21 protein-coding genes are annotated in these 21,958 nt (G+C 70.4%); 2 read left to right on the top strand and 19 right to left on the bottom strand.

Annotation, left to right across the window (positions count from 1 at the left end; translation table 11 throughout):
- Positions 1–32: 32 nt before the first annotated feature.
- From GPA04_RS02235 to uvrC, 10 genes are all read right to left on the bottom strand, one after another.
- Complete coding sequence (locus tag GPA04_RS02235) at positions 33–767, bottom strand: DUF6882 domain-containing protein (protein ID WP_156221878.1); 735 nt, start codon at positions 765–767, stop codon at positions 33–35.
- 55 nt (positions 768–822) lie between these two features.
- Entirely contained in the window at positions 823–1,170 is a 348-nt protein-coding gene (locus GPA04_RS02230; protein ID WP_156221876.1) for an RNA polymerase-binding protein RbpA, read from the bottom strand.
- 30 nt (positions 1,171–1,200) lie between these two features.
- On the bottom strand, positions 1,201–1,446 hold the full coding sequence (gene secG / locus GPA04_RS02225; protein WP_156221874.1) for a preprotein translocase subunit SecG: 246 nt from the start codon (positions 1,444–1,446) through the stop codon (positions 1,201–1,203).
- 101 nt (positions 1,447–1,547) lie between these two features.
- A complete protein-coding gene (gene tpiA, locus GPA04_RS02220; protein WP_156221872.1) occupies positions 1,548–2,363 on the bottom strand; it encodes a triose-phosphate isomerase in 816 nt (271 codons plus the stop codon).
- Positions 2,364–2,368: 5 nt separating this feature from the next.
- On the bottom strand, positions 2,369–3,571 hold the full coding sequence (locus GPA04_RS02215; RefSeq protein WP_156221870.1) for a phosphoglycerate kinase: 1,203 nt from the start codon (positions 3,569–3,571) through the stop codon (positions 2,369–2,371).
- 116 nt (positions 3,572–3,687) lie between these two features.
- Positions 3,688–4,692 (bottom strand): type I glyceraldehyde-3-phosphate dehydrogenase, encoded by a 1,005-nt coding sequence (gap, locus tag GPA04_RS02210; RefSeq protein WP_156221868.1) that lies wholly within the window; start codon positions 4,690–4,692, stop codon positions 3,688–3,690.
- Between the two features lie 204 nt (positions 4,693–4,896).
- A complete protein-coding gene (gene whiA, locus GPA04_RS02205) occupies positions 4,897–5,880 on the bottom strand; it encodes a DNA-binding protein WhiA (RefSeq protein WP_156221866.1) in 984 nt (327 codons plus the stop codon).
- Between the two features lie 17 nt (positions 5,881–5,897).
- Entirely contained in the window at positions 5,898–6,905 is a 1,008-nt protein-coding gene (locus GPA04_RS02200; RefSeq protein WP_241680536.1) for a gluconeogenesis factor YvcK family protein, read from the bottom strand.
- Entirely contained in the window at positions 6,902–7,867 is a 966-nt protein-coding gene (gene rapZ, locus GPA04_RS02195) for an RNase adapter RapZ (protein WP_156221863.1), read from the bottom strand. The genes GPA04_RS02200 and rapZ overlap by 4 nt, the downstream gene beginning before the upstream one ends.
- Positions 7,860–9,869 carry an excinuclease ABC subunit UvrC gene (gene uvrC / locus GPA04_RS02190; protein WP_156221861.1) on the bottom strand — a complete coding sequence of 670 codons (2,010 nt, stop codon included), beginning with the start codon at positions 9,867–9,869 and terminating at the stop codon, positions 7,860–7,862. The genes rapZ and uvrC overlap by 8 nt, the downstream gene beginning before the upstream one ends.
- Before the next feature lie 77 nt (positions 9,870–9,946).
- Here uvrC and GPA04_RS02185 point away from each other — a divergent pair, with 77 nt between their 5' ends.
- A complete protein-coding gene (locus tag GPA04_RS02185) occupies positions 9,947–10,429 on the top strand; it encodes an OsmC family protein (protein ID WP_156221859.1) in 483 nt (160 codons plus the stop codon).
- Between the two features lie 55 nt (positions 10,430–10,484).
- On the opposite strand, the gene uvrA is transcribed toward GPA04_RS02185, so the two are convergent.
- The gene (gene uvrA / locus GPA04_RS02180) at positions 10,485–13,439 is read right to left on the bottom strand and encodes an excinuclease ABC subunit UvrA (RefSeq protein WP_436277895.1); all 2,955 of its coding nucleotides are present in this window, start codon (positions 13,437–13,439) and stop codon (positions 10,485–10,487) included.
- Between the two features lie 127 nt (positions 13,440–13,566).
- On the opposite strand from uvrA, the gene GPA04_RS02175 reads away from it, so the two are divergent.
- The gene (locus GPA04_RS02175) at positions 13,567–14,226 is read left to right on the top strand and encodes an MBL fold metallo-hydrolase (protein WP_156221857.1); all 660 of its coding nucleotides are present in this window, start codon (positions 13,567–13,569) and stop codon (positions 14,224–14,226) included.
- Between the two features lie 33 nt (positions 14,227–14,259).
- Here the strand turns inward: GPA04_RS02175 and GPA04_RS02170 are convergent, their stop codons facing one another.
- The 8 genes from GPA04_RS02170 to GPA04_RS02135 form a co-directional block, all read right to left on the bottom strand.
- Positions 14,260–15,369 (bottom strand): TerC family protein, encoded by a 1,110-nt coding sequence (locus GPA04_RS02170; RefSeq protein WP_156221855.1) that lies wholly within the window; start codon positions 15,367–15,369, stop codon positions 14,260–14,262.
- Between the two features lie 212 nt (positions 15,370–15,581).
- Positions 15,582–15,941 (bottom strand): TraR/DksA family transcriptional regulator, encoded by a 360-nt coding sequence (locus GPA04_RS02165; protein ID WP_156221854.1) that lies wholly within the window; start codon positions 15,939–15,941, stop codon positions 15,582–15,584.
- Positions 15,942–15,949: 8 nt separating this feature from the next.
- On the bottom strand, positions 15,950–16,747 hold the full coding sequence (locus tag GPA04_RS02160; RefSeq protein WP_156221852.1) for an isocitrate lyase/PEP mutase family protein: 798 nt from the start codon (positions 16,745–16,747) through the stop codon (positions 15,950–15,952).
- Between the two features lie 156 nt (positions 16,748–16,903).
- A complete protein-coding gene (locus GPA04_RS02155; protein WP_156221850.1) occupies positions 16,904–17,776 on the bottom strand; it encodes a carbohydrate ABC transporter permease in 873 nt (290 codons plus the stop codon).
- Positions 17,776–18,753, bottom strand: coding sequence for a carbohydrate ABC transporter permease (locus tag GPA04_RS02150; protein ID WP_156221848.1), 978 nt, complete (start codon positions 18,751–18,753; stop codon positions 17,776–17,778). The genes GPA04_RS02155 and GPA04_RS02150 overlap by 1 nt, the downstream gene beginning before the upstream one ends.
- Positions 18,750–20,171, bottom strand: a complete 1,422-nt coding sequence (gene ngcE, locus GPA04_RS02145; protein ID WP_156221846.1) for an N-acetylglucosamine/diacetylchitobiose ABC transporter substrate-binding protein — start codon at positions 20,169–20,171, stop codon at positions 18,750–18,752. The genes GPA04_RS02150 and ngcE overlap by 4 nt, the downstream gene beginning before the upstream one ends.
- Before the next feature lie 59 nt (positions 20,172–20,230).
- Complete coding sequence (locus GPA04_RS02140) at positions 20,231–21,004, bottom strand: sugar isomerase domain-containing protein (protein WP_156221844.1); 774 nt, start codon at positions 21,002–21,004, stop codon at positions 20,231–20,233.
- Entirely contained in the window at positions 21,001–21,912 is a 912-nt protein-coding gene (locus tag GPA04_RS02135) for a MurR/RpiR family transcriptional regulator (RefSeq protein ID WP_241680535.1), read from the bottom strand. The genes GPA04_RS02140 and GPA04_RS02135 overlap by 4 nt, the downstream gene beginning before the upstream one ends.
- Positions 21,913–21,958: the final 46 nt, after the last annotated feature.

Below are 21,958 nucleotides of genomic sequence, written 5' to 3'. Positions count from 1 at the left end.
CACCGGCCCGGACCGAGGTCCGGCCGCGGCCGCTACCCCTCCGGCGGCACCAGGTGCATCGTCAGGCCGGTGAGCCGGTTCTGCTCGTCGAACGAGCAGGTCAGCCTGGAGCCGCGCCGGTCCGTGATGTCGACGGCCTCGCGTGCGTCGGTCGAGCCGAACCCGGCGTGGCGAGCGAGCCCGAGCAGGGCGGCCCGCTGGTCGGTCGTCACCGACCCCATGAGAGCGCTCGTGATGCCCGCGCCGTCGATCGCGAGATCGACCGGGCGGAGCGGGATCCCCTCGAGCAGGAAGACGAACCGGCTGCCGCCGCCCGACGGCACCGAGTAGTACGGGGTCATGCCCGTGGCCTCGACGGCGGCCGCCGCGATCGTGTGCGCCAGCTGGGCGATGTCGTCGCCGAGCTCGTCGCCGTGCGCGGCCGTGGTGAAGGCGACCTCGGAGGAGAGGAGATCACCGATGCCGTGCCGCTCGCCGAGGCTGCGCAGCGTCGCCGCCACGGTCGTGTCCGGTGTCTGGGGGTGCGCCCAGCCCCACAGGATCGAACGAGGCCCAGGAGCGATGCTCGCGATGACGTGGGCGCGAGCCACCACCGTCCGGTTCGGGTCGGCTGTCGAGGTGAACCGGAGGGTTCCCTCGGCGAGATCGACGTCGAAGCGGAACTCGCCGAGCTGCTGCTCCAGGTACTCGGACAGCACCCGCTGCCCCAGCACGGCGTACAGGGCGCCGTGGTCGGCGACGGACTGGATGCCTGTGGGTGTGATCACCCGGTCAGGCTACGACCACGGCCGATCGCTCGGCAGGGCAGGTGTGCCCGGGCGGTCAGCCGCCGCGGCGGGCTCGGAGAGCGGCCAGCGCCTCGTCGAGCAGGGCGGCGCCGTCGGCGTCCGAGCGACGCTCCTTCACGTACGCCAGGTGGGTCTTGTACGGCTCGTTCTTGGGCGGCGCAGGAGGGTTCTCCTTGTCCTGACCGGCCGGGAGCCCGCAACGAGGGCAGTCCCAGCTCTCGGGCACGACCATGCCCGGCTCCTCGGAGAAGCTCGGACGCGTCTCGTGACCGGCGGAGCACCAGTAGGACACCCACACCCGGGGCGCCGCCTCACCGCGCTCGGCCTCTCCCATCGGACCGGCACCGACACGCGAACCTCGGATCGCACTACCACCTGCCACGACTGAACCGCTCCCTCTTGATGCTGCGAACTACAGGCTGACGCGCTGGACGAGACCCAGCAGCACGATGACGACGATCCAGACGATCGCGGTCCCCACGGTGATCCGGTTGAGGTTGCGCTCGGCAACACCCGAGCTGCCGATGCTGGCCGAGAGGCCGCCGCCGAACATGTCCGACAGGCCGCCACCCTTGCCCTTGTGCATCAGGATCGTCATGATCAGCAGGAAGCTGGTGATCACCAGCAGCACCTGCAGGACGATGGTCAGTGCGCCCACGCGCAACTCCTAACGGACGAGCCTCGGATACCGAACCCTGGGGACCGGATGAGTTTACCCTCCGGAGGCCGCTGCCGATGCCGAGGCCCACGGAGCGTTCCTCAGAGGCCGACCTGGTGCGACTGGTAGCGGACGATCGAGGCGAACTCCTCGGCGTCGAGGCTCGCCCCGCCCACCAGGGCGCCGTCGACGTCGGGCTGCGCCATGATCGAGGCGACGTTGCCCGACTTCACCGAGCCGCCGTACAGCACGCGCACGGCCCCTGCGACGTCGACCGAGGCGTCGGCGTACAGCCGACCGAGCTGGTCGCGGATCGCGCCGCACACCTCCTGCGCGTCCTCGGGCGTGGCCACCTCGCCGGTGCCGATGGCCCACACGGGCTCGTAGGCCACCACGCAACGCGCCGCGGCGGCCGCGTCGATACCCGCGAAGGCACCCTCGACCTGACCGAGCGTGTAGGAGACCTGCTCGCCCGCCTTGCGAACCTCGAGGCCCTCGCCGACGCAGATGATCGGCGTGATGTCCGAGCCGAGCGCCGCCTTGGCCTTGGCCGAGACCAGCGCGTCGCTCTCGTCGTGGAGCTCGCGCCGCTCGCTGTGACCGACGACGGCGTAGCTCACGCCGAGGCGGGACAGCATCGCCCCGGAGATCTCGCCGGTGTAGGCACCGCTGGCGTGCGCGGAGATGTCCTGCGCGCCGTAGCGGATCTCCAGCTTGTCGGCGTCGACCAGCGTCTGCACCGACCGGAGGTCGGTGAACGGCGGTACCACGACGACCTCGACCGAGGCGTAGTCGTGCTTGGCGTCCTTGAGCGACCACGCGAGCTTCTGCACCAGGTGCGTCGCCTGCAGGTGGTCGAGGTTCATCTTCCAGTTGCCCGCCATCAGGGGCGTGCGGGTCGTCTGCTGCGTTGCCATCGTGGTCAGTCCTCCAGAACCGAGATGCCGGGGAGGTCCTTGCCCTCCAGAAACTCCAGCGACGCGCCGCCGCCGGTCGAGATGTGGCTGAACCCGGCCTCGTCGAAGCCGAGCACGCGGACCGCGGCCGCGGAGTCGCCACCCCCGACGATGCTGAACGCACCTGCGGAGGTCGCGTCGATGATGCCCTGCGCGACCGCACGGGTGCCGCCTGCGAACGCGTCGAACTCGAACACCCCCATCGGGCCGTTCCAGACGATGGTCCTCGCGTCGGAGAGCGCCGCGGCGAACGCCTGCTGCGACTCGGGGCCGATGTCGAGCCCGATCTCGTCGTCGGGGATGGCGTCCACGCCCACCACGGTGGCCGGGGACTCGGCCGTGAACTCCGGCGCGACCACGACGTCGGTCGGGAGCACGATCTGCACGCCGCGCTCGGCCGCCGTCGCGAGGTAGCCCTTGACGGCGTCGATCTGGTCCGCCTCGAGCAGCGACTTGCCCACCGCGTGCCCCTGGGCCGCGAGGAACGTGAAGACCATGCCGCCACCGATGAGGAGCCGGTCCGCCTTGCTCAGCAGGTTCTCGATGACGCCGAGCTTGTCGGAGACCTTGGCGCCGCCGAGCACGACGGCGTAGGGGCGGGCAGGATCCTCGGTCGCGCGCCGCAGGGCCTCGATCTCTCGTCGCACCAGACCGCCGACGGCGTGGGGCAGGTTGTCCGCGACGTCATAGACCGAGGCCTGCTTGCGGTGCACGACACCGAAGCCGTCGGAGACGAAGACGTCGGCCAGCGCGGCGAGCTCGGCGGCGAGCGACTCGCGCTCGGCGGCGTCCTTGCTGGTCTCGCGCTTGTCGAAGCGGACGTTCTCCAGGAGCGCGACCTGGCCGTCGTCCAGCGCGGCGACGGTCGCCTTGGCCGACTCACCCACGAGGTCCTCGGCCAGCGCGACCGGCTGGTCGAGCAGCTCACCGAGGCGCGCGGCCACCGGTGCGAGCGAGTACTTCTCCTCGAAACCCTCGCCCGCGGGCCGGCCGAGGTGGGCGGTCAGGACCACGCGAGCCCCGCCGTCGAGCAAGGTCGTGATGGTCGGCAGCGCGGCACGGATGCGGCCGTCGTCGGTGATCGTGGTGCCGTCGAGCGGCACGTTGAAGTCGGCTCGGACCAGTACGCGCTTGCCGCGCAGGTCACCGAGGTCGGCGATCGTCTTCACGAGGGGCTCCTGACGAGTGGGGGCGGGGGGTTCGGACGCCCGGCTCAGCACCCCGGGCGTGGCATCGCCCGCGCCGGGTCCTTCAGGACGCCGGCGCGGGCGAGGCGGTCATGCGCTCAGAGCTTGTCGCCGACGTACTGCGTCAGCTTGACGAGGCTGCTGCTGTAGCCCCACTCGTTGTCGTACCAGGAGACGACCTTGACGAGGTTGCCCGAGACCTTGGTCAGGCCCGCGTCGAAGATGCTCTGGTGCGGGTTGCCGATGATGTCCGAGGAGACGATCTCGTCCTCGGTGTACTCCAGCGTGCCGGCCATCGGGCCCTCGGCTGCCGCCTTCATCACGGCGTTGACCTCCTCGACCGTGACCTCGCGCGAGGCGGTGAAGGTCAGGTCGGTGGCCGAGCCGGTGATCGTCGGGACGCGCAGCGCGTACCCGTCGAGCTTGCCCTTGAGCTCCGGCAGCACCAGCGCCACGGCCTTGGCCGCGCCCGTGGTGGTCGGCACGATGTTCTGCGCGGCCGCGCGGGCGCGACGCAGGTCCTTGTGGGGACCGTCCTGCAGGTTCTGGTCACCGGTGTAGGCGTGGATCGTGGTCATGAGACCACGCTCGATGCCGATCGCGTCGTTGAGCGCCTTCGCCAGCGGGGCGAGGCAGTTCGTGGTGCACGACGCGTTGGAGATGATGTGGTGCGAGGCCGGGTCGTAGTCGGTGTGGTTGACACCGAGCACGAAGGTCGCGTCCTCGTTCTTGCCCGGGGCCGAGATGATGACCTTCTTGGCGCCGCCGTCGATGTGAGCCTTCGCCTTGGACGCGTCGGTGAAGAAGCCGGTCGACTCGATGACGATGTCCGCACCGAGCTCGCCCCAGGGCAGGTTCGCCGGGTCGCGCTCGGCGAGGGCGCGGATCGGCTTGCCGTCGACGATGATGTTCTCGTCGTCGTGGCTGACGGACTTGGGCAGCACGCCGAGCACGGTGTCGTACTTGAGCAGGTGCGCAAGCGTCTTGTTGTCGGTGAGGTCGTTCACGCCGACGACCTCGATGTCGGCGCCCGAGGCGAGGACCGCCCGGTAGAAGTTCCGCCCGATGCGGCCGAAGCCGTTGATTCCGACGCGAATGGTCACGTTGTCCTCCTGGCGCGCCTCGCGCGCGGTTCGATCTGGCTCGCCAGCCGTGCTTCCCGGGCTGGGAGGCACGCCTCGCGACATGGGTCCGATCCGTCGCGGACGCCAAGCACCCACGGCGTCATCGGCGGCCCTCACGTTACACCGCCTTGGCCGGTGATCACCCGGGACCGTCGTCCGTGAGACACCTCACGGGCCGATGCCTCAGAGGCTGTCGAGCATCTCCTGGGTGAGGCTGGCTTCGGTGTCCGGGATCCCGTCGTCCTCGGCCTTCTTGTCGGCCATGGCGAGAAGCCGCCGGATCCGGCCGGCGACGGCGTCCTTGGTCAGCGGCGGGTCCGCCAGCTGGCCGAGCTCCTCGAGACTCGCCTGCTTGTGCTCGAGCCGCAGCCGGCCCGCCTGCTGCAGGTGCTCCGGCACCTCGTCGCCGAGGATCTCGAACGCCCGCTGCACGCGGGCACCGGCCGCCACCGCGGCCTGCGCCGAGCGCCGCAGGTTGGCGTCGTCGAAGTTCGCGAGGCGGTTGGCCGTGCCCCTCACCTCGCGGCGCATCCGCCGCTCCTCCCAGGCGAGCACGGCATCGTGCGCGCCCATCCGGGTGAGCATCGCGCTGATCGCGTCGCCGTCGCGGATCACGACGCGGTCGACGCCACGGACCTCGCGAGCCTTCGCGGCGATGCCGAGCCGGCGCGCCGCGCCGACAAGCGCCAGGGCCGCCTCCGGGCCGGGGCAGGTCACCTCGAGCGCTGCCGAGCGCCCGGGCTCGGTGAGGGAGCCGTGCGCGAGGAACGCACCGCGCCACGCGGCGACGGCGTCGTTGAGGCTCGCCGAGACCACCTGCGGCGGCAGCCCCCGGACCGGGCGGCCGCGGGAGTCGAGCAGGCCGGTCTGGCGCGCGAGCGCCTCGCCATCCTTGACGACGCGCACCACGTACCGGTTGCCGCGCCGCAGCGCGCCTCCGGAGACGACGATGACATCGCTCGAGTGCCCGTAGACCTCGGCGATCGCGAGCCGGAGCCGGCGTGCGGCGATGCCGGTGTCCAGCTCGGCCTCGATGACGATCCGGCCCGAGATGATGTGGAGACCGCCGGCGAACCGCAACGTCGCCGCGACCTCGGCCTTGCGTGCCGACACCTTGTCGACGCGCAACCGGGCGAGCTCGTCCTTCACGTCGGCGGTCAACGACATGAGCGACATCCTGCCATTCACCTGGTGCTCTCTCCCACGTCTCCCAAGATCCCCTCGAACGCATCCCGATACGCCGCTGCCAAGCGCAGCGGGTCGTGCCGCGGCGTGCCGTCACCGACGCCCACCTGCCGCAGCAGCACCCGCGCCCCCAGCTTCGACGCGCACTCGAGCACGTCGTCCAGATCCTCGATCGCCGAGGGATCCGCCACGACGACGTCGACACCGAGGTCCGGTGCGTAGTGGCGCAGCGAGCGCAGGTGGTCGGCAGCAGAGTATCCCGCCGTCTCCCCCGGCTGCTGCGCGAGGTTGAGCGTCAGCGCCACCCGGGCCGGGGTCTGGTGCAGCGCGTCGCGGATCCCAGGCAGCAGCAGGTGCGGCATCACCGAGGTGAACCACGACCCGGGGCCGAGGATCACCCAGTCCGCGGCCTCGATCGCCGCCACGGCCTCGGGGCACGCCTCGGCGTCCTCCGGCTGCAACCGGATCCGTTCGACCGTCCCGGAGGTGACCGCGACGCGGCTCTGCCCGCGGATCACCATCGGCGGGGCGTCGGGCCGGTCCCGCTGCACCACGTCCGCCTCGATCGCGAGCGGTGTCGTCGCCATCGGCAGCACGCGCCCGGTGGCGCCCAGGAGCCGCCCGATCAGGTCGAGGCCGGCGACCGTGTCGCCCAGCAGCTCCCAGGTCGCCACCAGCAGCAGGTTGCCCAGCGCGTGGCCGTCGAGGTCGCCGTCGGTGTGGAAGCGGTGCTGCAGGATGTCGCGCCACGTCTCGCCCCACTCCGAGCTCTCGCAGAGCGCGGAGATCGCCATCCGCAGGTCCCCCGGCGGCAGCACGTCCATCTCGGAGCGGAGGCGCCCCGAGGACCCGCCGTCGTCGGCGACCGTGACCACGGCGGTGACGTCGGTGGTGACGTGCCGCAGCGCCTGCAGGGTCGCGGACAGCCCGTGTCCTCCCCCGAGCGCGACCACGCCCAGCGGTGAGGACCTGCGGCTACGACGCCGCGAACCGGACCTGCCGCTCACTCGCGCCCCAGGTCCCGGTGGATGGTGGTCGCGCCGTACCCGCGCTCGCGCAGCCCGGCGGCCAGCGCCTCGGTCAGCGCGACCGAGCGGTGCTTGCCGCCGGTGCAACCGATCGCGATCGTCACGTACGGCTTCTGCTCCTGCACGTAGCCCGGCAGGATCGGCTCCAGCGCCTCCAGGTACCGCTCGATGAACGGCCGCGCGCCGGGCAGCCCGAGGACGTAGTCGCGCACCGGTTCGTCCTTGCCGGTCAGGTGCCGCAGCTCGGTCACCCAGTACGGGTTGGAGAGGAACCGGACGTCGACGACGTGATCGGCGTCCAGGGGCAGGCCGTACTTGAAACCGAAGCTGACGACCGTCAGCCGCAGCCCCTTGTCGCTCTCGACCGCGACGACCTCGCGGACCGCGCGCGCGAGATCGTGCACCGACAGGTTGCTGGTGTCGATCGTGACGTCGGCACGGTCGCGCACGTGCTCCAGCAGCGTGCGCTCCCGGTGGATGCCGTCGAGCATCCGGCCGTCCCCCTGCAGCGGGTGCGGCCGGCGCACCTGCTCGAACCGGCGCACGAGCGTCTCGTCCGAGGCGTCCAGGAACACGATCCGGTAGTCGATCCGCTGGGCGCGCAGATCGTCCAGCACCTGCATCAGGTCGGCGAAGAACTCGCGGCTGCGGACGTCGAGCACGACGGCGAGCCGCTTCACGCCGCCGCCGTCCCCCGGCGCCAGCATGCCCGCGAGGGCCAGCAGCATCTTGGGCGGCAGGTTGTCCACGACGTACCAGTCGAGGTCCTCGAGCACCGCCGCGGCACGCGTGCGACCCGCGCCCGACATGCCGGTGACGATGATCACCTCCGGTCGCTCGCCGACCGGCACCTTGGTCTGCTCCTCGAGCAGCGGTATGCCTGCGGGCACCGTGGCCGGCGCCTCGTCGTCGGGTTCGTCCGTGGGCGATGCGTCAGTCATGCGTCGAGGATGTCACGACATCCGCGCTGGCTGCCCCGGGATCTCGTCCCCGGCGCTGGCCCGCAGACAACGCCTCGACCACCGTGCCGGCCATCTTGGGTCCGATGCCGGGGACCGCCGCGATCTCCTCCACGCTGGCGGCACGGAGGTTGCGCACCGACCCGAAGGCCCGCAGCAGCGCGCTCTGGCGCGTGGGACCGAGGCCGGGGACGCCCTCGAGCTCGGACCGCGTCATCCGCTTCGCGCGGCGCTTGCGGTGGTGCGCGATCGCGAACCTGTGCGCCTCGTCGCGCACCCGCTGCAGCAGGTACAGCCCTTCGGAGGTGCGCGGCAGCACCAGCGGGAACTCCTCCCCCGGCAGCCAGACCTCCTCCAGCCGCTTCGCGAGCCCGACGATCGCGACGTCGACCACGCCCAGGTCCGCCAGGGCCCGCTGGGCCGCCGCGACCTGGGGAGCCCCGCCGTCGACCACCACGAGGTTGGGCGGGTACGCGAACCGCTTGGGGCGCCGCCCCGGCTCCTCCTCGGTGGGCACGACCGCCCCGGAGAGCTCCGGCTCGGTCTCGGTCTCATCGGGAGACCCGGAGGCGTCCACGAGATAGCGGCGGAACCGGCGCGTGAGGACCTCGTACATCGCCTCGGTGTCGTCACGGGCACCCTCGCCGCTCTCGCCGCGCACGACGAAGTGGCGGTACTCGCCCTTGCGGGGCAGCCCGTCCTCGAACACGACCATCGACGCCACCTGCTCGGTGCCGCCGGTGTGCGAGATGTCGTAGCACTCGATGCGCAGCGGCGACTCCGAGAGCCCGAGCTGTTCCTGCAGCTCGGCCAGCGCGAGCGAGCGTGCCGTGAGGTCACCCGCACGCCTGGTCTTGTGGAGCGCGAGCGCCTGCTCGGCGTTGCGGTGCACGGTCTCGGCCAGGGCGCGCTTGTCGCCGCGCTGCGCGATGCGGATGCCCACGCGGGAGCCACGGACCGAGCTCAGCAGCGCCTCCAGGTCGGCGACGTCGTCAGGCAGGGTCGGGACGATCACCTCGCGCGGGATCGTGTCGGTGTCCCCGGCCTCGGCGTCGCCGTAGACCTGCAGCAGCAACCGGTCGACCATCTCGCCGTCGCTGAGCTCCTCGACGCGCTCGGTCACCCAGCCGCGCTGGCCCCGGATCCGGCCACCGCGGACGTGGAACACCTGGACCGACGCCTCGAGCTCGTCGGTGGCCATCGCGAAGATGTCGGCATCGGTGCGCTCGGGCAGCACGACGGCGTTCCGGTCCAGCACCTTGCGCAGCGCGCCGAGGTCGTCGCGCAGCCGGGCGGCGCGCTCGAACTCCAGCTCGGACGCCGCCGTTCTCATCTCGCCCTCGAGGCGCCGCACGTAGGTGGCGCTGTCCCCGGCCATGAAGGCGCAGAAGTCCTCGGCGAGGTCGCGGTGCGCCTCGGGGTCGATGCGCCCGACACAGGGTGCGCTGCACTTGTCGATGTACCCGAGCAGACACGGCCGGCCGCTCTGGGCGGCACGCTTGAACACCCCGGCCGAGCAGGAGCGGATCGGGAACACCCGCAGCAGCAGGTCCACGGTCTCCCGGATGGCCCACGCGTGCGAGTACGGCCCGAAGTACCGCGTCCCCTTGCGCTTCTTGCCGCGCATCACCTGCACCCGCGGGAACTCCTCGCCCATGGTGACGGCCAGGAACGGGTAGGACTTGTCGTCGCGGTACTTGACGTTGAACCGGGGGTCGAACTCCTTGATCCAGGCGTACTCCAGCTGCAGCGCCTCGACCTCGGTGCTCACCACGGTCCACTCGACACCCGCCGCGGTGGTGACCATCTGCCGGGTGCGTGGGTGCAGCGTTCCGAGGTCGGCGAAGTAGGACGAGAGCCGCTGCCGCAGCGAGATCGCCTTGCCGACGTAGATCACCCGACCGTGCGGGTCGCGGAACCGGTAGACGCCCGGCTGGGTAGGGATCTCGCTCGCCTTCGGACGATAGGTACGAGGATCCGCCATGCAGGCCAGGGTAGTTCGCCCGACCGACAACGCCGGCCTCGGCTACGGTGCCAGTAGGCACGAGGAAGGAGCCATGCATGGGCGCGCTGCACGACTTCACCGTCAACGTCACCTGGACCGGGGCCGGGTCCGACGGGACCGCGAGCTACACCTCCTACAGCCGCGACCACGAGGTCGCGATCGAGGGGAAGCCGCAGCTGCTCGGGTCCGCCGACCCGGCGTTCCGCGGCGACGCCTCGCGGCACAGCCCCGAGGACCTGTTCGTCGCGTCGCTGTCGCAGTGCCACATGCTCTGGGCGCTGCACATGGCCGCGCGCGCAGGCGTGGTCGTGGTGGGCTACAGCGACCGGGCCACCGGCACCATGCGGGTCGAGTCGGCCGGTGCGGGCCAGTTCGTCGAGGTCACCCTGCACCCGCGGCTGACCGTGCAGGGCGACGTCGAGGAGTCGGTGATCGAGAAGATCCACCTCGACGCGCACGCGCACTGCTTCATCGCCCGCTCGGTGAACTTCCCCGTGCGGCTCGCACCGCTCACCACCGAGGTCGTCACGCCCCGCTAGCGATCACGGGCGGCCCGGCCCAGACCCTCGGCCGGGGCCGCCGCGCGAGGAGACCTCAGGCGCTGCGCGCGGCCTTGGTCTTCGCCACCCGGGTGGCGCGGCGGGCCGAGCGTGCCTTGGGGCGTGCCAGCGCCGCGACCTCGGTGACCTGCTTGGTCGGTGCCGTCTGACCGGGCTCCAGGATCTCCGCGATGAACCGGCCGGTGTGGCTCGCGGCCACCGACGCGACGTGCTCCGGCGGGCCCTCTGCCACCACGGTGCCGCCCTTGTCGCCGCCCTCGGGCCCCATGTCGATGATCCAGTCGGCGTTCTTGATGACGTCGAGGTTGTGCTCGATCACGATGACCGTGTTGCCCTTGTCGACCAGGCCCTGCAGCACGCCGGTCAGCTTGCGGATGTCCTCGAAGTGCAGACCCGTGGTCGGCTCGTCGAGCACGTACACCGTGCGCCCGGTGGACCGCTTCTGCAGCTCGCTGGCCAGCTTGACGCGCTGGGCCTCCCCACCCGAGAGCGTGGGAGCCGGCTGCCCGAGCCGCACGTAACCCAGACCGACCTCGACGAGCGTGCTCAGGTGCCGCGAGATCGCGGGCACCGCGGCGAAGAACTCCGCGGCCTCCGAGATCGGCATGTCGAGCACGTCGGCGACCGTCTTGCCCTTGAAGTGCACCTCGAGCGTCTCGCGGTTGTAGCGCGCGCCCTGGCAGACCTCGCACGGCACGTACACGTCCGGCAGGAAGTTCATCTCGATCTTGATCGTGCCGTCACCCGAGCAGGCCTCGCAGCGGCCTCCCTTGACGTTGAACGAGAACCGCCCCGGTCCGTAGCCGCGCACCTTCGCCTCGGGCGCCTGCGCGAACAGCTTCCGCATGTGGTCCCAGACGCCGGTGTAGGTGGCCGGGTTGGAGCGCGGCGTGCGCCCGATCGGGCTCTGGTCGACGTGGACGACCTTGTCGAGCTGCTCCAGGCCGTGCACCCTCTTGTGCCGACCGGGCACGTGCCGCGCACCGTTCAGCTCGTTCGCGAGCACGTTGTAGAGGATCGCGTTGACCAGGGTCGACTTGCCCGAGCCGGACACCCCGGAGACGGCGACGAAGCAGCCGAGCGGGAAGGAGACCGTGACGTCCTGCAGGTTGTGCTCCCGGGCGCCCTCGACCGTGATCCACCGGTCCGGCGCGGGCTCGCGCCGCTCCGCGGGCAGCGGGATGGAGCGGCGGCCCGAGAGGTAGTCACCGGTCAGCGACCCCTTCGCCTGGAGCAGCCCCTGGTAGTCACCGGAATGCACGATGTGGCCGCCGAGCTCGCCGGCGCCCGGGCCGATGTCGACGACCCAGTCCGCGGTGCGGATCGTGTCCTCGTCGTGCTCGACGACGATCAGCGTGTTGCCGAGGTCGCGCAGCCGGGTCAGCGTCTCGATCAGGCGGCGGTTGTCGCGCTGGTGCAGGCCGATGCTCGGCTCGTCGAGCACGTAGAGCACCCCGACGAGTCCGGACCCGATCTGGGTGGCGAGCCGGATGCGCTGCGCCTCGCCGCCCGACAGCGTGCCCGCGGGCCGGGACAGCGACAGGTAGTCGAGCCCGACGTCGAGCAGGAACCCCAGCCGCGCGTGAATCTCCTTGAGCACCATGCCGGCGATCGCGGCCTCGCGGGTGCCGAGCTCGAGCGCCTCGAGCGCAGCCTTCGCGCCGGAGATCGGCATCGAGCACACGTCGGCGATCGACATCCCGCCGACCGTGACCGCGAGCACCTCGGGCTTGAGCCGGGCGCCGCGACACACGGGGCAGGGCACCTCGCGCATGTAGCCCTCGTACTTCTCCCGCGAGGAGTCCGAGTCGGTCTCGGCGTGACGCCGCTCGAGGAAGGAGATGACGCCCTCGAAACCGGTCGTGTAGGCGCGCTCGCGCCCCCACCGGTTGCGGTACTTGACGTGCACCTTGTGGTCCTTGCCGTGCAGGATCGCGTCCTTCGCACGCTGCGGCAGCGCACGCCACGGGACCTCGACGGAGAAGTTGAGCTCCTCGCCCAGCGCCACGAGGATCCGGTCGAAGTACTGGTTGCTGCCCTGCGCCCACGGGGCGATGGCGCCCTCGGCGATCGACAGGTCCTCGTCCTGGATCACCAGCTCGGGGTCGACCTCGAGCCGCGTGCCGATGCCGGTGCACTCGGGGCACGCGCCGTAGGGCGCGTTGAAGGAGAAGGTGCGCGGCTCGACCTCCTCCAGCGTGAGCGTGTGGTCGTTCGGGCAGGCGCGCTTCTCCGAGAACCGGCGCTCGCGCTCGGGGTCGTCGGCATCGGCGTCGACCAGCTCGATGACCACGAGCCCCTCGGCCAGGCCGAGGGCGGTCTCGACCGAGTCGGTGAGGCGCTGCTTGATGCCCTCGCGCACCACGAGGCGGTCGACGACGACCTCGATGTCGTGCTTGAGCTTCTTCTCCAGCGTGGGCGGCTCGCTCAGCTGGATGACCTCGCCGTCCACCCGGGCACGCGCGAAGCCGCGGCTCTGCAGGTCGCGGAACAGCTCGGAGTACTCGCCCTTGCGGCCGCGCACCACGGGCGCGAGCACCTGGAAGCGGGTCCGCTCGGGCAGCTCGCGGATGCGGTCGACGATCTGCTGCGGGGTCTGCGCCGTGACCCGCTCGCCGCACACAGGGCAGTGCTGGGTGCCCGCCCGGGCGAACAGCAGCCGCAGGTAGTCGTAGACCTCGGTGATCGTGCCGACCGTGGACCGCGGGTTGCGGTTGGTCGACTTCTGGTCGATCGAGACCGCGGGCGAGAGGCCCTCGATGAAGTCGACATCGGGCTTGTCCATCTGGCCGAGGAACTGGCGCGCGTAGGAGCTGAGCGACTCCACGTAGCGGCGCTGCCCCTCGGCGAAGATCGTGTCGAACGCGAGGGACGACTTGCCGGAGCCGGACAGACCGGTGAAGACGATCAGCTGGTCTCGAGGGAGCTCGATGCTGACGTTCTGGAGGTTGTGCTCGCGGGCACCACGAACGACGAGAGAATCTGACACCTCGCCATGGTAAGTCGCCTCACCGACCTCGCACATCCGTTCGACGGCGTGTCGCGGCGTGTGTTCGCGCACAGCATCATCGTTGGTTCCGTCACACCGCCGGGTGCGCGGCCGTAGCCTGGCGCCCATGGCCGGACCAGCCCATGTCGACCCCCACGGACCCGCGCTCGCGATCGGCGACCCCGAGCTGGAGGTGCACAAGCTCAACGTCTCGGACCAGGACAACAACGCCTACCTGCTGACCGATCCCGCCACCGGCGCGCAGCTGCTCGTCGACGCGGCCGACGACGCCGAGGCGCTCCTCGCGCTCGTGCGTGCGCACGGTGACGGCGGGCTGAGCGCCGTGCTCACCACCCACCAGCACTGGGACCACCACCGCGCCCTCCCGGCCGTGGTCGCGGCCACCGGCGCGCAGGTGCTGGCGGGCTCCGAGGACGCCGACGCGCTGCCGAGCCCCGTCGACCGACGGCTGGTGCACGGCGACACCATCGCGCTCGGCGCGCACAACCTCGACGTGATCGCGCTGCGCGGGCACACCCCGGGCTCGGTGGCGCTCGCTGCGCGCACCGGGTCGGGCACCCTGCTGCTGACGGGCGACTCGCTGTTTCCCGGCGGCGTCGGCAGGACCGGCTCACCGGGCGACTTCACCTCGCTGCTCGACGACGTCGAGGCGCGACTCTTCGCGCTCTACCCGGACGAGACCGCCGTCCACCCCGGCCACGGGGACAGCACGACCTTGGGCGCCGAGCGCCCGGCGCTCGAGGAGTGGCGCGCCCGCGGCTGGTGAGCCGCGCGTCGGTGGCCTGACGGCCTCGCTCGGCTACGGGCGGCGGTGCGGCTCGTCCTGAGCGGCGGCCTGGTCGTGGTCGGCGGGCTGGTCGCGGTCGCCGGGCTCGTGCGTGGCGGCGACCTCGGACGCGGCCTCCGCCACGGCGGGGCGGGGGTGACGCCTGGCCCCGATCGTCAGCGAGGTGATCGCCGTGATCGCCAGCGCCACGATGATGAACGCGAGCGAGACCAGTGCCGGGATCTCCGGGATCACCTCGATGTGCTCACCGCCGTTGATCCAGGACAGCTCGTTGGTGTGCATCGCGTGGATGACGAGCTTGACCCCGATGAACGCGAGGATCGCCGCCAGCCCGTAGTTGAGGTACACGAGGCGGTCGAGCAGCCCGTCGACCAGGAAGAACAGCTGCCGCAGGCCCAGCAGCGAGAACGCGTTGGCGGCGAAGATGATGTAGACCTGGGAGGCGCCGCTGAGCTGTTCGGTGACCCCGAAGATCGCGGGGATGGAGTCCACGGCGAACAGCAGGTCGGCGCTGCCGATCGCGATCATCACCACGAGCATCGGTGTCAGGAGCAGGCGTCCGCCGCGGCGGACGACCATCTTGTCGCCCTCATAGCTGTCGGTGGTCGCGAAGATCCGGCGGACGGCCCGCAGCGCGAGGTTCTCCTTGACGTCCTCCTCGTCACTCTCCTCGTGTCGCAGCTGTGTCCACGCGGTGTAGAGCAGGAACGCGCCGAAGATCCAGAACACCCAGGAGAAGTTCTCGACGATCGCGACGCCGAGGATGATGAACACGGTGCGCATGACCAGCGCGATCGTGATGCCGATCAGCAGCACCTTCTGCTGGTACTCGCGCGGCACCCGGAAGCTGGCCAGGATCAGCACGAACACGAACAGGTTGTCCAGGCTCAGCGACTTCTCCAGCAGGTAGCCCGAGAAGTAGGCCACGCCGTGCGTGTGGTCCCACAGGAACCAGACCAGGGCGCCGAAGACGACGGCGATCCCGACGTACACGGCCGACCAGATGCCGGCTTCCTTGATCGAGGGGGCGTGGGGGGTGCGGACGTGGCCGACGAAGTCGACGGTCAGCATCACGACGATCAGTCCGACCGTGATGATCCACAGCCACAAGGGCACATCCATGAAAGACAACCTCCGGTGTCGAGAGCACAATCACCGGAGGTCTCCCCCACCGCGGACCCCGAGGGTCTTCGGCCGATGGCACCGAGCCTGATTCGTCACAGGACCGTGATGACGACACCACCGCTTGTGGGGTACTCCCCTCCAACTCGAAGCAGCATAGCCCGACATCCTGGACGATCCCGCAACCGCGAGGTGCGTGGCCGCAGGCGCACTCAGCGACGCGCGGCGCAGGCGACGCACGTGCGCGCCGTGGGCCTGACCTGCAGCCGCTCGACCGCGATCTGCCCGCCGCACACCTCGCACGTGCCGTACCGGCCGTCGCCGAGGCGCACGAGCGCGGCGGCGACGTCCTCGAGATCCTGCCGCGCGTCGCGCGCGAGGGCGTCGACCTGTGAGCGCTCGAACGCGATCGTCGCGCCCTCGGGGTCGTGCTCGTCGTCAGCGTTGGAGTTCGCGGAGGCGTCGACGATGTCCCGGAAGTGCCCGCCGAGCGCCGCCAGCCGGCGTTCGGCGTCGCGGCGCCGGGCGAGCAGCGCCTCGCGCAGCTCGGCGACCAGCTCGGGACCGAGCACGACAGGCGTCAGTTCAGCGCACGGGTCGACGACGGGATCACGCCGTCGGCGTACAGGCTCGCCGCGACGTCCTGCAGCGCGGTCAGCGCGACACGCTGCGTCAACGGGCCGTAGGAGATCCGGGCGATCCCGAGCGCCTCGTACTCGGCTGCGGTCAGTGCACCGGGAACCCCGATCACGCTGACCTTCCGCTCCCCGATCCCCTCGACGAGCCTGCGGGTCACGTCGGCGTCGAGGACGCCCGGGACGAAGACGATGTCGGCACCGGCCGCGAGATAGGCGCGGCCGCGCTCGATCGCGTCGGCGACGGACTCGGACGCGGGTCGCTCGGGTGCGCGGACGAAGGCATCCGTGCGGGCGTTGAGCGCGAACGGCACGCCCTCCGCCTCCGCTGCCGCGACGACCGCCTCGACGCGCGCGACGGCCTCGGCGAGCGGCAGCAACCGGTCCTCGATGTTGGCGCCGACGATGCCGACGCCGATCGCGCGGCGGGTGGTCTCCCCCGGGTCGTCGTACCCGTTGTCGAGATCGGCCGACACCGGTACGGAGCCGGCCGCCTCGACGATGCGGCCCACCATGTCGAGCGTGACCTCGAGCGGGATGGTGCCGTCCGGGTAGCCGAAGCTCGCCGCGATCGAGTGGCCGGCCGTGGCCAGCGCCCTCGTCTGCGGCAGCTCGAGGACCGCCTTCGCCGAGACGACGTCCCAGACGTTGACCACGCGCAGGATCTCGGGGGCCGCGTGCAGCGCGCGCAGGGTGTCGGCGCGGGCGGCGGGCGAGGTGGGCGGCTCGTGGTGGTTCGTCATGGCGCCAGGCTAGTCCCGGCACGGCCGACCCTGTCGCGGTCCGGCTCAGCGTGCGCCGGCCGGACCTCGAGCCCGGTGTCCCCCGGACCGACGCGACGTGTGAGACGACGACGGCGCCGCTCGCCCCGAGAGGAGAGCGGCGCCGTCGGCGTGGTGCTACTTGTTGGTCCCCTGCGTGACCGACCCCTGCAGCTGACGCTGGAAGAAGATGTAGGCGACCAGCACCGGCACGATCGTGATGACCACCCCGGCGAACAGCAGCCCGTACTGCGACTGGTAACCGGCGCCGGACACGAAGGAGGCGACCGCCTGCGACAGCACCCAGTTGTCGCGCTTGGTGTTCAGCGCCACCGGCAGCAGGTACTGGTTCCACAGGCCCAGGAAGTTGAAGATCGCGACCGAGGCCATGCCGCTCGTGGCCATCGGCAGCATCACCTGGAAGAACGTGCGCCACTTGCCCGCGCCGTCGATCGAGGCCGCCTCGGAGATCTCACCGGGGAGCCCCTGGAAGAACGCGAAGAGGAAGAACACGGTGAACGGCAGCGCGAACGCGACGTACGTGATGATCAGCCCTGGCAGCGTGTTCAGCACACCGATGCTCTGCAGCACGAAGAACAGCGGCACGATCGCCAGGAACACCGGGAACGTCAGCCCGGCGAGCATCATGTAGTAGATCGCGCGGCGTCCGAAGAAGTCGAAACGCGCCAGCACGTAGGCGCACATGGCGCCGAGCAGCATGACGAGCACCAGCGCGCACAGCACCACGATCGTGGTGTTGAGCAGCGCGCGGCCCAGCTTCTCGTCGACCCACGCGGCCACGAAGTTCTCGATGCCCCACGCCGAGGGCAGCGAGAGCGGCGAGCCGGAGATGATCTCGCGGTTCGACTTGAACGCCGACATGAACACCCAGACGAGCGGCAGCACGACGATGATCGACCACACACCCAGCACCACGTGCGAGGAGATGGTGACCCCGAGGTCGTCCCGCCCGCCGCGGCGGCGGCGGAGGTCGGTCTGCACTGCGGACATCAGTTGCTCCTCGTCGTTCCACCGGTGAGGCGGTTGATGGTGAAGACCACGCCGGCGAAGACCAGCGTCACCACCGCCATCGCCACACCGACCGCGCTCGCGTAGCCGAACTGGTTCTGGCTGAAGGCGAGCCGGAACAGGTACTGCGGCATCACGAGCGTGGTGTTGTCGGGCCCGCCCGAGTTGTTGAGCACGTGCATGTACACGAACGCGTCCAGGGCTGCGATCCCGAGGTAGATCCACGCGGTCTGGATGTTCTCCCGGATGCTCGGCAGCGTGATCGACCACATCGTGCGCAGCCGGCCGGCCCCGTCCAGCCGAGAGGCCTCGAACGTCTCGGCCGGGATGGCCTTGATCGCTGCGATGAACAGCAGCATGTAGAAGCCGACGGCGCCCCAGATGATCACGAACATCGACGCCGGCAGCGCCGTGCTCACCTGGCCGAGCCAGTTCTGCCGCAGGAACTCCGGCAGCAGGCCGTTGAGCAGGCCGTTCGAGGGGTCGAACACCTTCGAGAAGATGACGCCCGAGACGACGGCCGGGATGACGTACGGGAAGAACGAGACCACGCGGTAGAAGCCGGAGTTCCTGACCCCGACCGTCTGACCGATCCCACGACCGCCCACGGTGACGAGCGTCGCGAAGATCATCGCGACCACGATGACCACGAGCGGCACGACGATCGCGAGCTTGATGTTGTTGCCGAGCGCGGTCTTGAACGTCGCGTCGTTGAGCAGTCGCTCGTAGTTCGCGAGCCCGATGATGTCGAACTCCTGGGTGAACCCACCCCAGTCGGTGAACGAGTAGAACACGGCCTGGATGAACGGCCAGATCACCAGCAGCAGGAACAACGCCAGCGGCAGCCCGAGAAACACCAGGAAGAAGCTGATGTTGTCGAAGGTCCAACGCGCCTTGCGGCGTGCCCGGGCTCCTGAACGGAGCCCGGACACGCCGGGGCCGGTGACGGGTGCGGTCACGAGACCGGGATGACTTCCTGGGTGTTGCGAGCCTCGTCGGTGATCGCCTGGAGGTCGCTGGTGAGCGCCTCGACGGTCTTCGAGCCGTCGAGGAACGAGTTCCAGACGACGAGCTGAGCCTGGTTGAGCCCGTACAGCCCCACGAACTTGTGGGTGAACGTGTCCGACCCGGCGGCGCCGAGCATCTCGACCTGGGACACCAGCGCGGTCGAACCGAACCCGTCCTCGGGGACGGTGTCCTTGATGACCGTGGGTGCCAGCTTCGTCTTGGCGAAGTTGGTGGCCGCCTCGTTCGACAGCATGATCCGGAGCACCTCCTTGCCACCGGCCACGTTCGCGCCGTCGCTCGGCACGATGAACGGCTCGCCGGCCTCGGAGTGCAGCGCCGTCGCCGGGAGCGCGGAGCTGTCGTCGACGACGAAGGTCGGGACGCCCATCATCTGGAAGTCGTCCGCGGTGTTGTCCTTCATCTCGTTCTCGATCCACGAGCCCGAGGGGTACAGGAGCGCGTCCTGGTCCAGCGACCACTGGGCCTGCGCGTCGGTGAAGAACGTGCCGGAACCGCCAGGCTTGACGTAACCGGCGTCGACGATCTCCTTCATCGCCGTGAACACGGACTGGACCGCGGGCTTGGACCAGCAGCCCTCCTCGAGGTTCTCGAGGGCGAGCCGGACCTCGTCGCCACCCTGCTTGATGGCGGAGTCGATGGCCAGGGTCTGGTAGTAGGTCGCGGCCTCCTTGCCCCACGCGAACAGGAACTTGCCCTGCTCCTGAGCTGCGGCACCGAGCTCGAGCGCCTCGGCCCAGGTGGTCGGGGCGGTCCAGCCGTTGGCGTCGAAGAGGCTCTTCGAGTACCAGACGGCGTAGACCGTGAGGACGTAGTTGATGGCGGCGAGCTTGCCGTCGTACATCCCCGAGTCCAGCACATTGGGGGCGATCAGCGTGTCCCGGATCGTGGTGCCCTCGAGGTTGGGGGCGTCCACGACGTCGGTGAGGTCCTCGAGCTGGGGCAGGATCGCCCCGAAGCCCATCGCCTGGGCGCCCGAGTTGTCGATCAGGTCCGGCGGCTCGCCCGCGACGAAGCGGGGCTGCAGCGCGGCGGTGATCTCGGTGGTGGGCTCGACCGTGGCCTCGCCGCCCCACATCTCGTTGAAGATCGCGGTGGCGAACTCGACGTAGTCGACGCCGTAGCCGCCGTTGAAGATCACGGTCTCGACGGTGGATCCCTCTTCGATGCCGAAGGGGTTGTCGGCGTCGGCGGGAGCACTGCTCTCGTCGCCACCGGTCGTCTCGTCGTCACCGCCGCCACCGCCGGTGGCGCACGAGGCGAGGGTGAGGCCGAAGGGCACTGCGGCCGCCGTGAAGAGCGCGCCGCGGAGGACGTTCCGGCGGGTGTAGGAGGACCTGGAGTCCGACATGGTGCTTCCTTTCAGAGGGAACAGGCGGGTGCGCTCGTTGCAGCCGCCGGGATGGTCGATCAGATGGACTGGATGCGGCTGCCGTAGCGGGCCGTGAGGGCGTCGTTGTGCTCGTCCCCGCCGGGCACGTTCGCCGAGATGTACACAGGAGGCACCTCGCCGGCGTCGATCAGCGAGGTGACGACGCCGATCGTGAGCACCTGCGCGATGTAGGCCGCCGTGAGCGAGGACACCGCGCCGATGGAGACGGCGGTGTCGCCCTCGCCGGCCGTCACGGTGGCGTCGCCATAGGGAGCGAGGTTGTCGATGACGACATCGGCGACCTCGGCCAGCCGCTTCCCGCTGGGGTGCTTGGGCTCGACGGCGTTGGTGTGGGCGAGGCTGGTGACGGCGATCAGCGTGTGGCCGCGCTCCTTGGCCGCCAGCGCCATGCCCACGATCGAGGAGTTGACCCCGGAGTTGCTCGCGATCACGAACACGTCGGCGGGGTCGAGCTGGGTGAGGTCGAGCAGCTCGGACACGACCGAGCCGTCGCGCTCGAGATCGGCCCCGACGAGGTCGTCGACGGTGCGCGACCCGCGGAGCACGACGTTCCGCAGCGCGATCCGGTGCGCCGGGATCAGCCCGCCGGCGCGTCCGGCGATCTCCATCGCGAACGCCTCGGAGTGGCCGGTGCCGAACGCCTGGATCACGCCGCCGGCACGGATCGAGGCGACGAGGAGGTCGATCGCCTCGTCGAAGCCGCCGGAGGCAGCGGTGTCGGCGAGCTGCGCGAGCCGACCGCTCACCTCCTGGGCGAAGCCGGCGGTTGCGCTGGGGGTGGACTGGGTCATGCGATGGCCTCCTGGGGCTTGGGGGTGTCGAGGGTTCGGTGGGTCGCGACCGCCGCGGCCGACACGTCGAGCTTCGCCACTGCCCCTGCGTAGTCCTCTTGCATGACGAGGATGTAAATAAAGTCGAGGACGAGGAGCTGGGCGTGCTTCGTGGACAGGTCGGCCGGGTGGAGGTACTGGTTCGGGACGGCCGCCAGGAGGCACTCGTCGGCGACGGCCTCCAGCGGCGTGTTCCGGTGGCTGGTGATCGCGACCGTGAGCGCGCCGCCGTCGCGGGCGCGGGCGAGCATCTCGATCGTCTCGACGGTCTCGCCGCTGTTCGAGATCCCGATGGCGACGTCGGAGGAGCCGAGCATCGAGGCGCTGGCCAGCCCCGTGTGCACGTCGGCCCACGCATGGGTGTTGACACCGATCCGGAAGAACCGGTGCTCCATCTCCTGAGCGACGACGGCACTGCCGCCGGTGCCGTACAGGTCGACCTGCCGGCAGTGCGCGATCGCGTGGGCGATGCGAGCGCTGACCTCCAGGTCGATGCCGCTCGCCGTCGACTGCAACGAGCTGACGTGGCCGCTCAGCAGCGTGCGGAGCACGTCCCGGGGCTCGTCGGAGGGCTGGAACGCGGTGCCGATCTCGATCCTGGTGGGCGCGCGGCCCACATCGGTGGCCACGGCGACCCGGAACTGGACGTAGCCGTCGTAGCCGAGCATGCGGCAGAACCGGGTGACCGTCGCGGGCGAGGTCCCCGCGCGGTGCGCGAGCTCGGTGATCGCCATCCGCAGCGGTGCCGTGGGGTCCCCCAGCAGCACTCGCCCGATCTTCCGCATGGCGCCGCTCATCTGGGGCAGGGCAGACTCGACCTGTTGCGACACCTGCAGTGCGGTGCCGATCTCGGTCGAGCTCGCGATCACTGAAAATCCCTCTCACGCCATTGGGGGTTGGGTGAAATATATTCTC

This window comes from Pseudactinotalea suaedae, from assembly GCF_009733815.1.
In the GTDB taxonomy this organism is placed as follows: Bacteria; Actinomycetota; Actinomycetes; order Actinomycetales; family Beutenbergiaceae; genus Pseudactinotalea; species Pseudactinotalea suaedae.
This window is presented reverse-complemented; position numbering and strand designations above follow the sequence as displayed.

Excerpts from the sequence above, each read along its gene's own strand:
- ngcE (WP_156221846.1), bottom strand. The coding sequence starts at position 20,171 with ATGTCGGACTCCAGGTCCTCCTACACCCGCCGGAACGTCCTCCGCGGC.
- uvrC (WP_156221861.1), bottom strand. The coding sequence starts at position 9,869 with ATGGCGGATCCTCGTACCTATCGTCCGAAGGCGAGCGAGATCCCTACC.
- GPA04_RS02140 (WP_156221844.1), bottom strand. The coding sequence starts at position 21,004 with ATGACCCAGTCCACCCCCAGCGCAACCGCCGGCTTCGCCCAGGAGGTG.
- GPA04_RS02170 (WP_156221855.1), bottom strand. The coding sequence starts at position 15,369 with ATGGATGTGCCCTTGTGGCTGTGGATCATCACGGTCGGACTGATCGTC.
- tpiA (WP_156221872.1), bottom strand. The coding sequence starts at position 2,363 with ATGGCAACGCAGCAGACGACCCGCACGCCCCTGATGGCGGGCAACTGG.
- GPA04_RS02185 (WP_156221859.1), top strand. The coding sequence starts at position 9,947 with ATGGGCGCGCTGCACGACTTCACCGTCAACGTCACCTGGACCGGGGCC.
- whiA (WP_156221866.1), bottom strand. The coding sequence starts at position 5,880 with ATGTCGTTGACCGCCGACGTGAAGGACGAGCTCGCCCGGTTGCGCGTC.
- GPA04_RS02160 (WP_156221852.1), bottom strand. The coding sequence starts at position 16,747 with ATGACGAACCACCACGAGCCGCCCACCTCGCCCGCCGCCCGCGCCGAC.
- rapZ (WP_156221863.1), bottom strand. The coding sequence starts at position 7,867 with ATGACTGACGCATCGCCCACGGACGAACCCGACGACGAGGCGCCGGCC.
- GPA04_RS02175 (WP_156221857.1), top strand. The coding sequence starts at position 13,567 with ATGGCCGGACCAGCCCATGTCGACCCCCACGGACCCGCGCTCGCGATC.
- GPA04_RS02155 (WP_156221850.1), bottom strand. The coding sequence starts at position 17,776 with ATGTCCGCAGTGCAGACCGACCTCCGCCGCCGCCGCGGCGGGCGGGAC.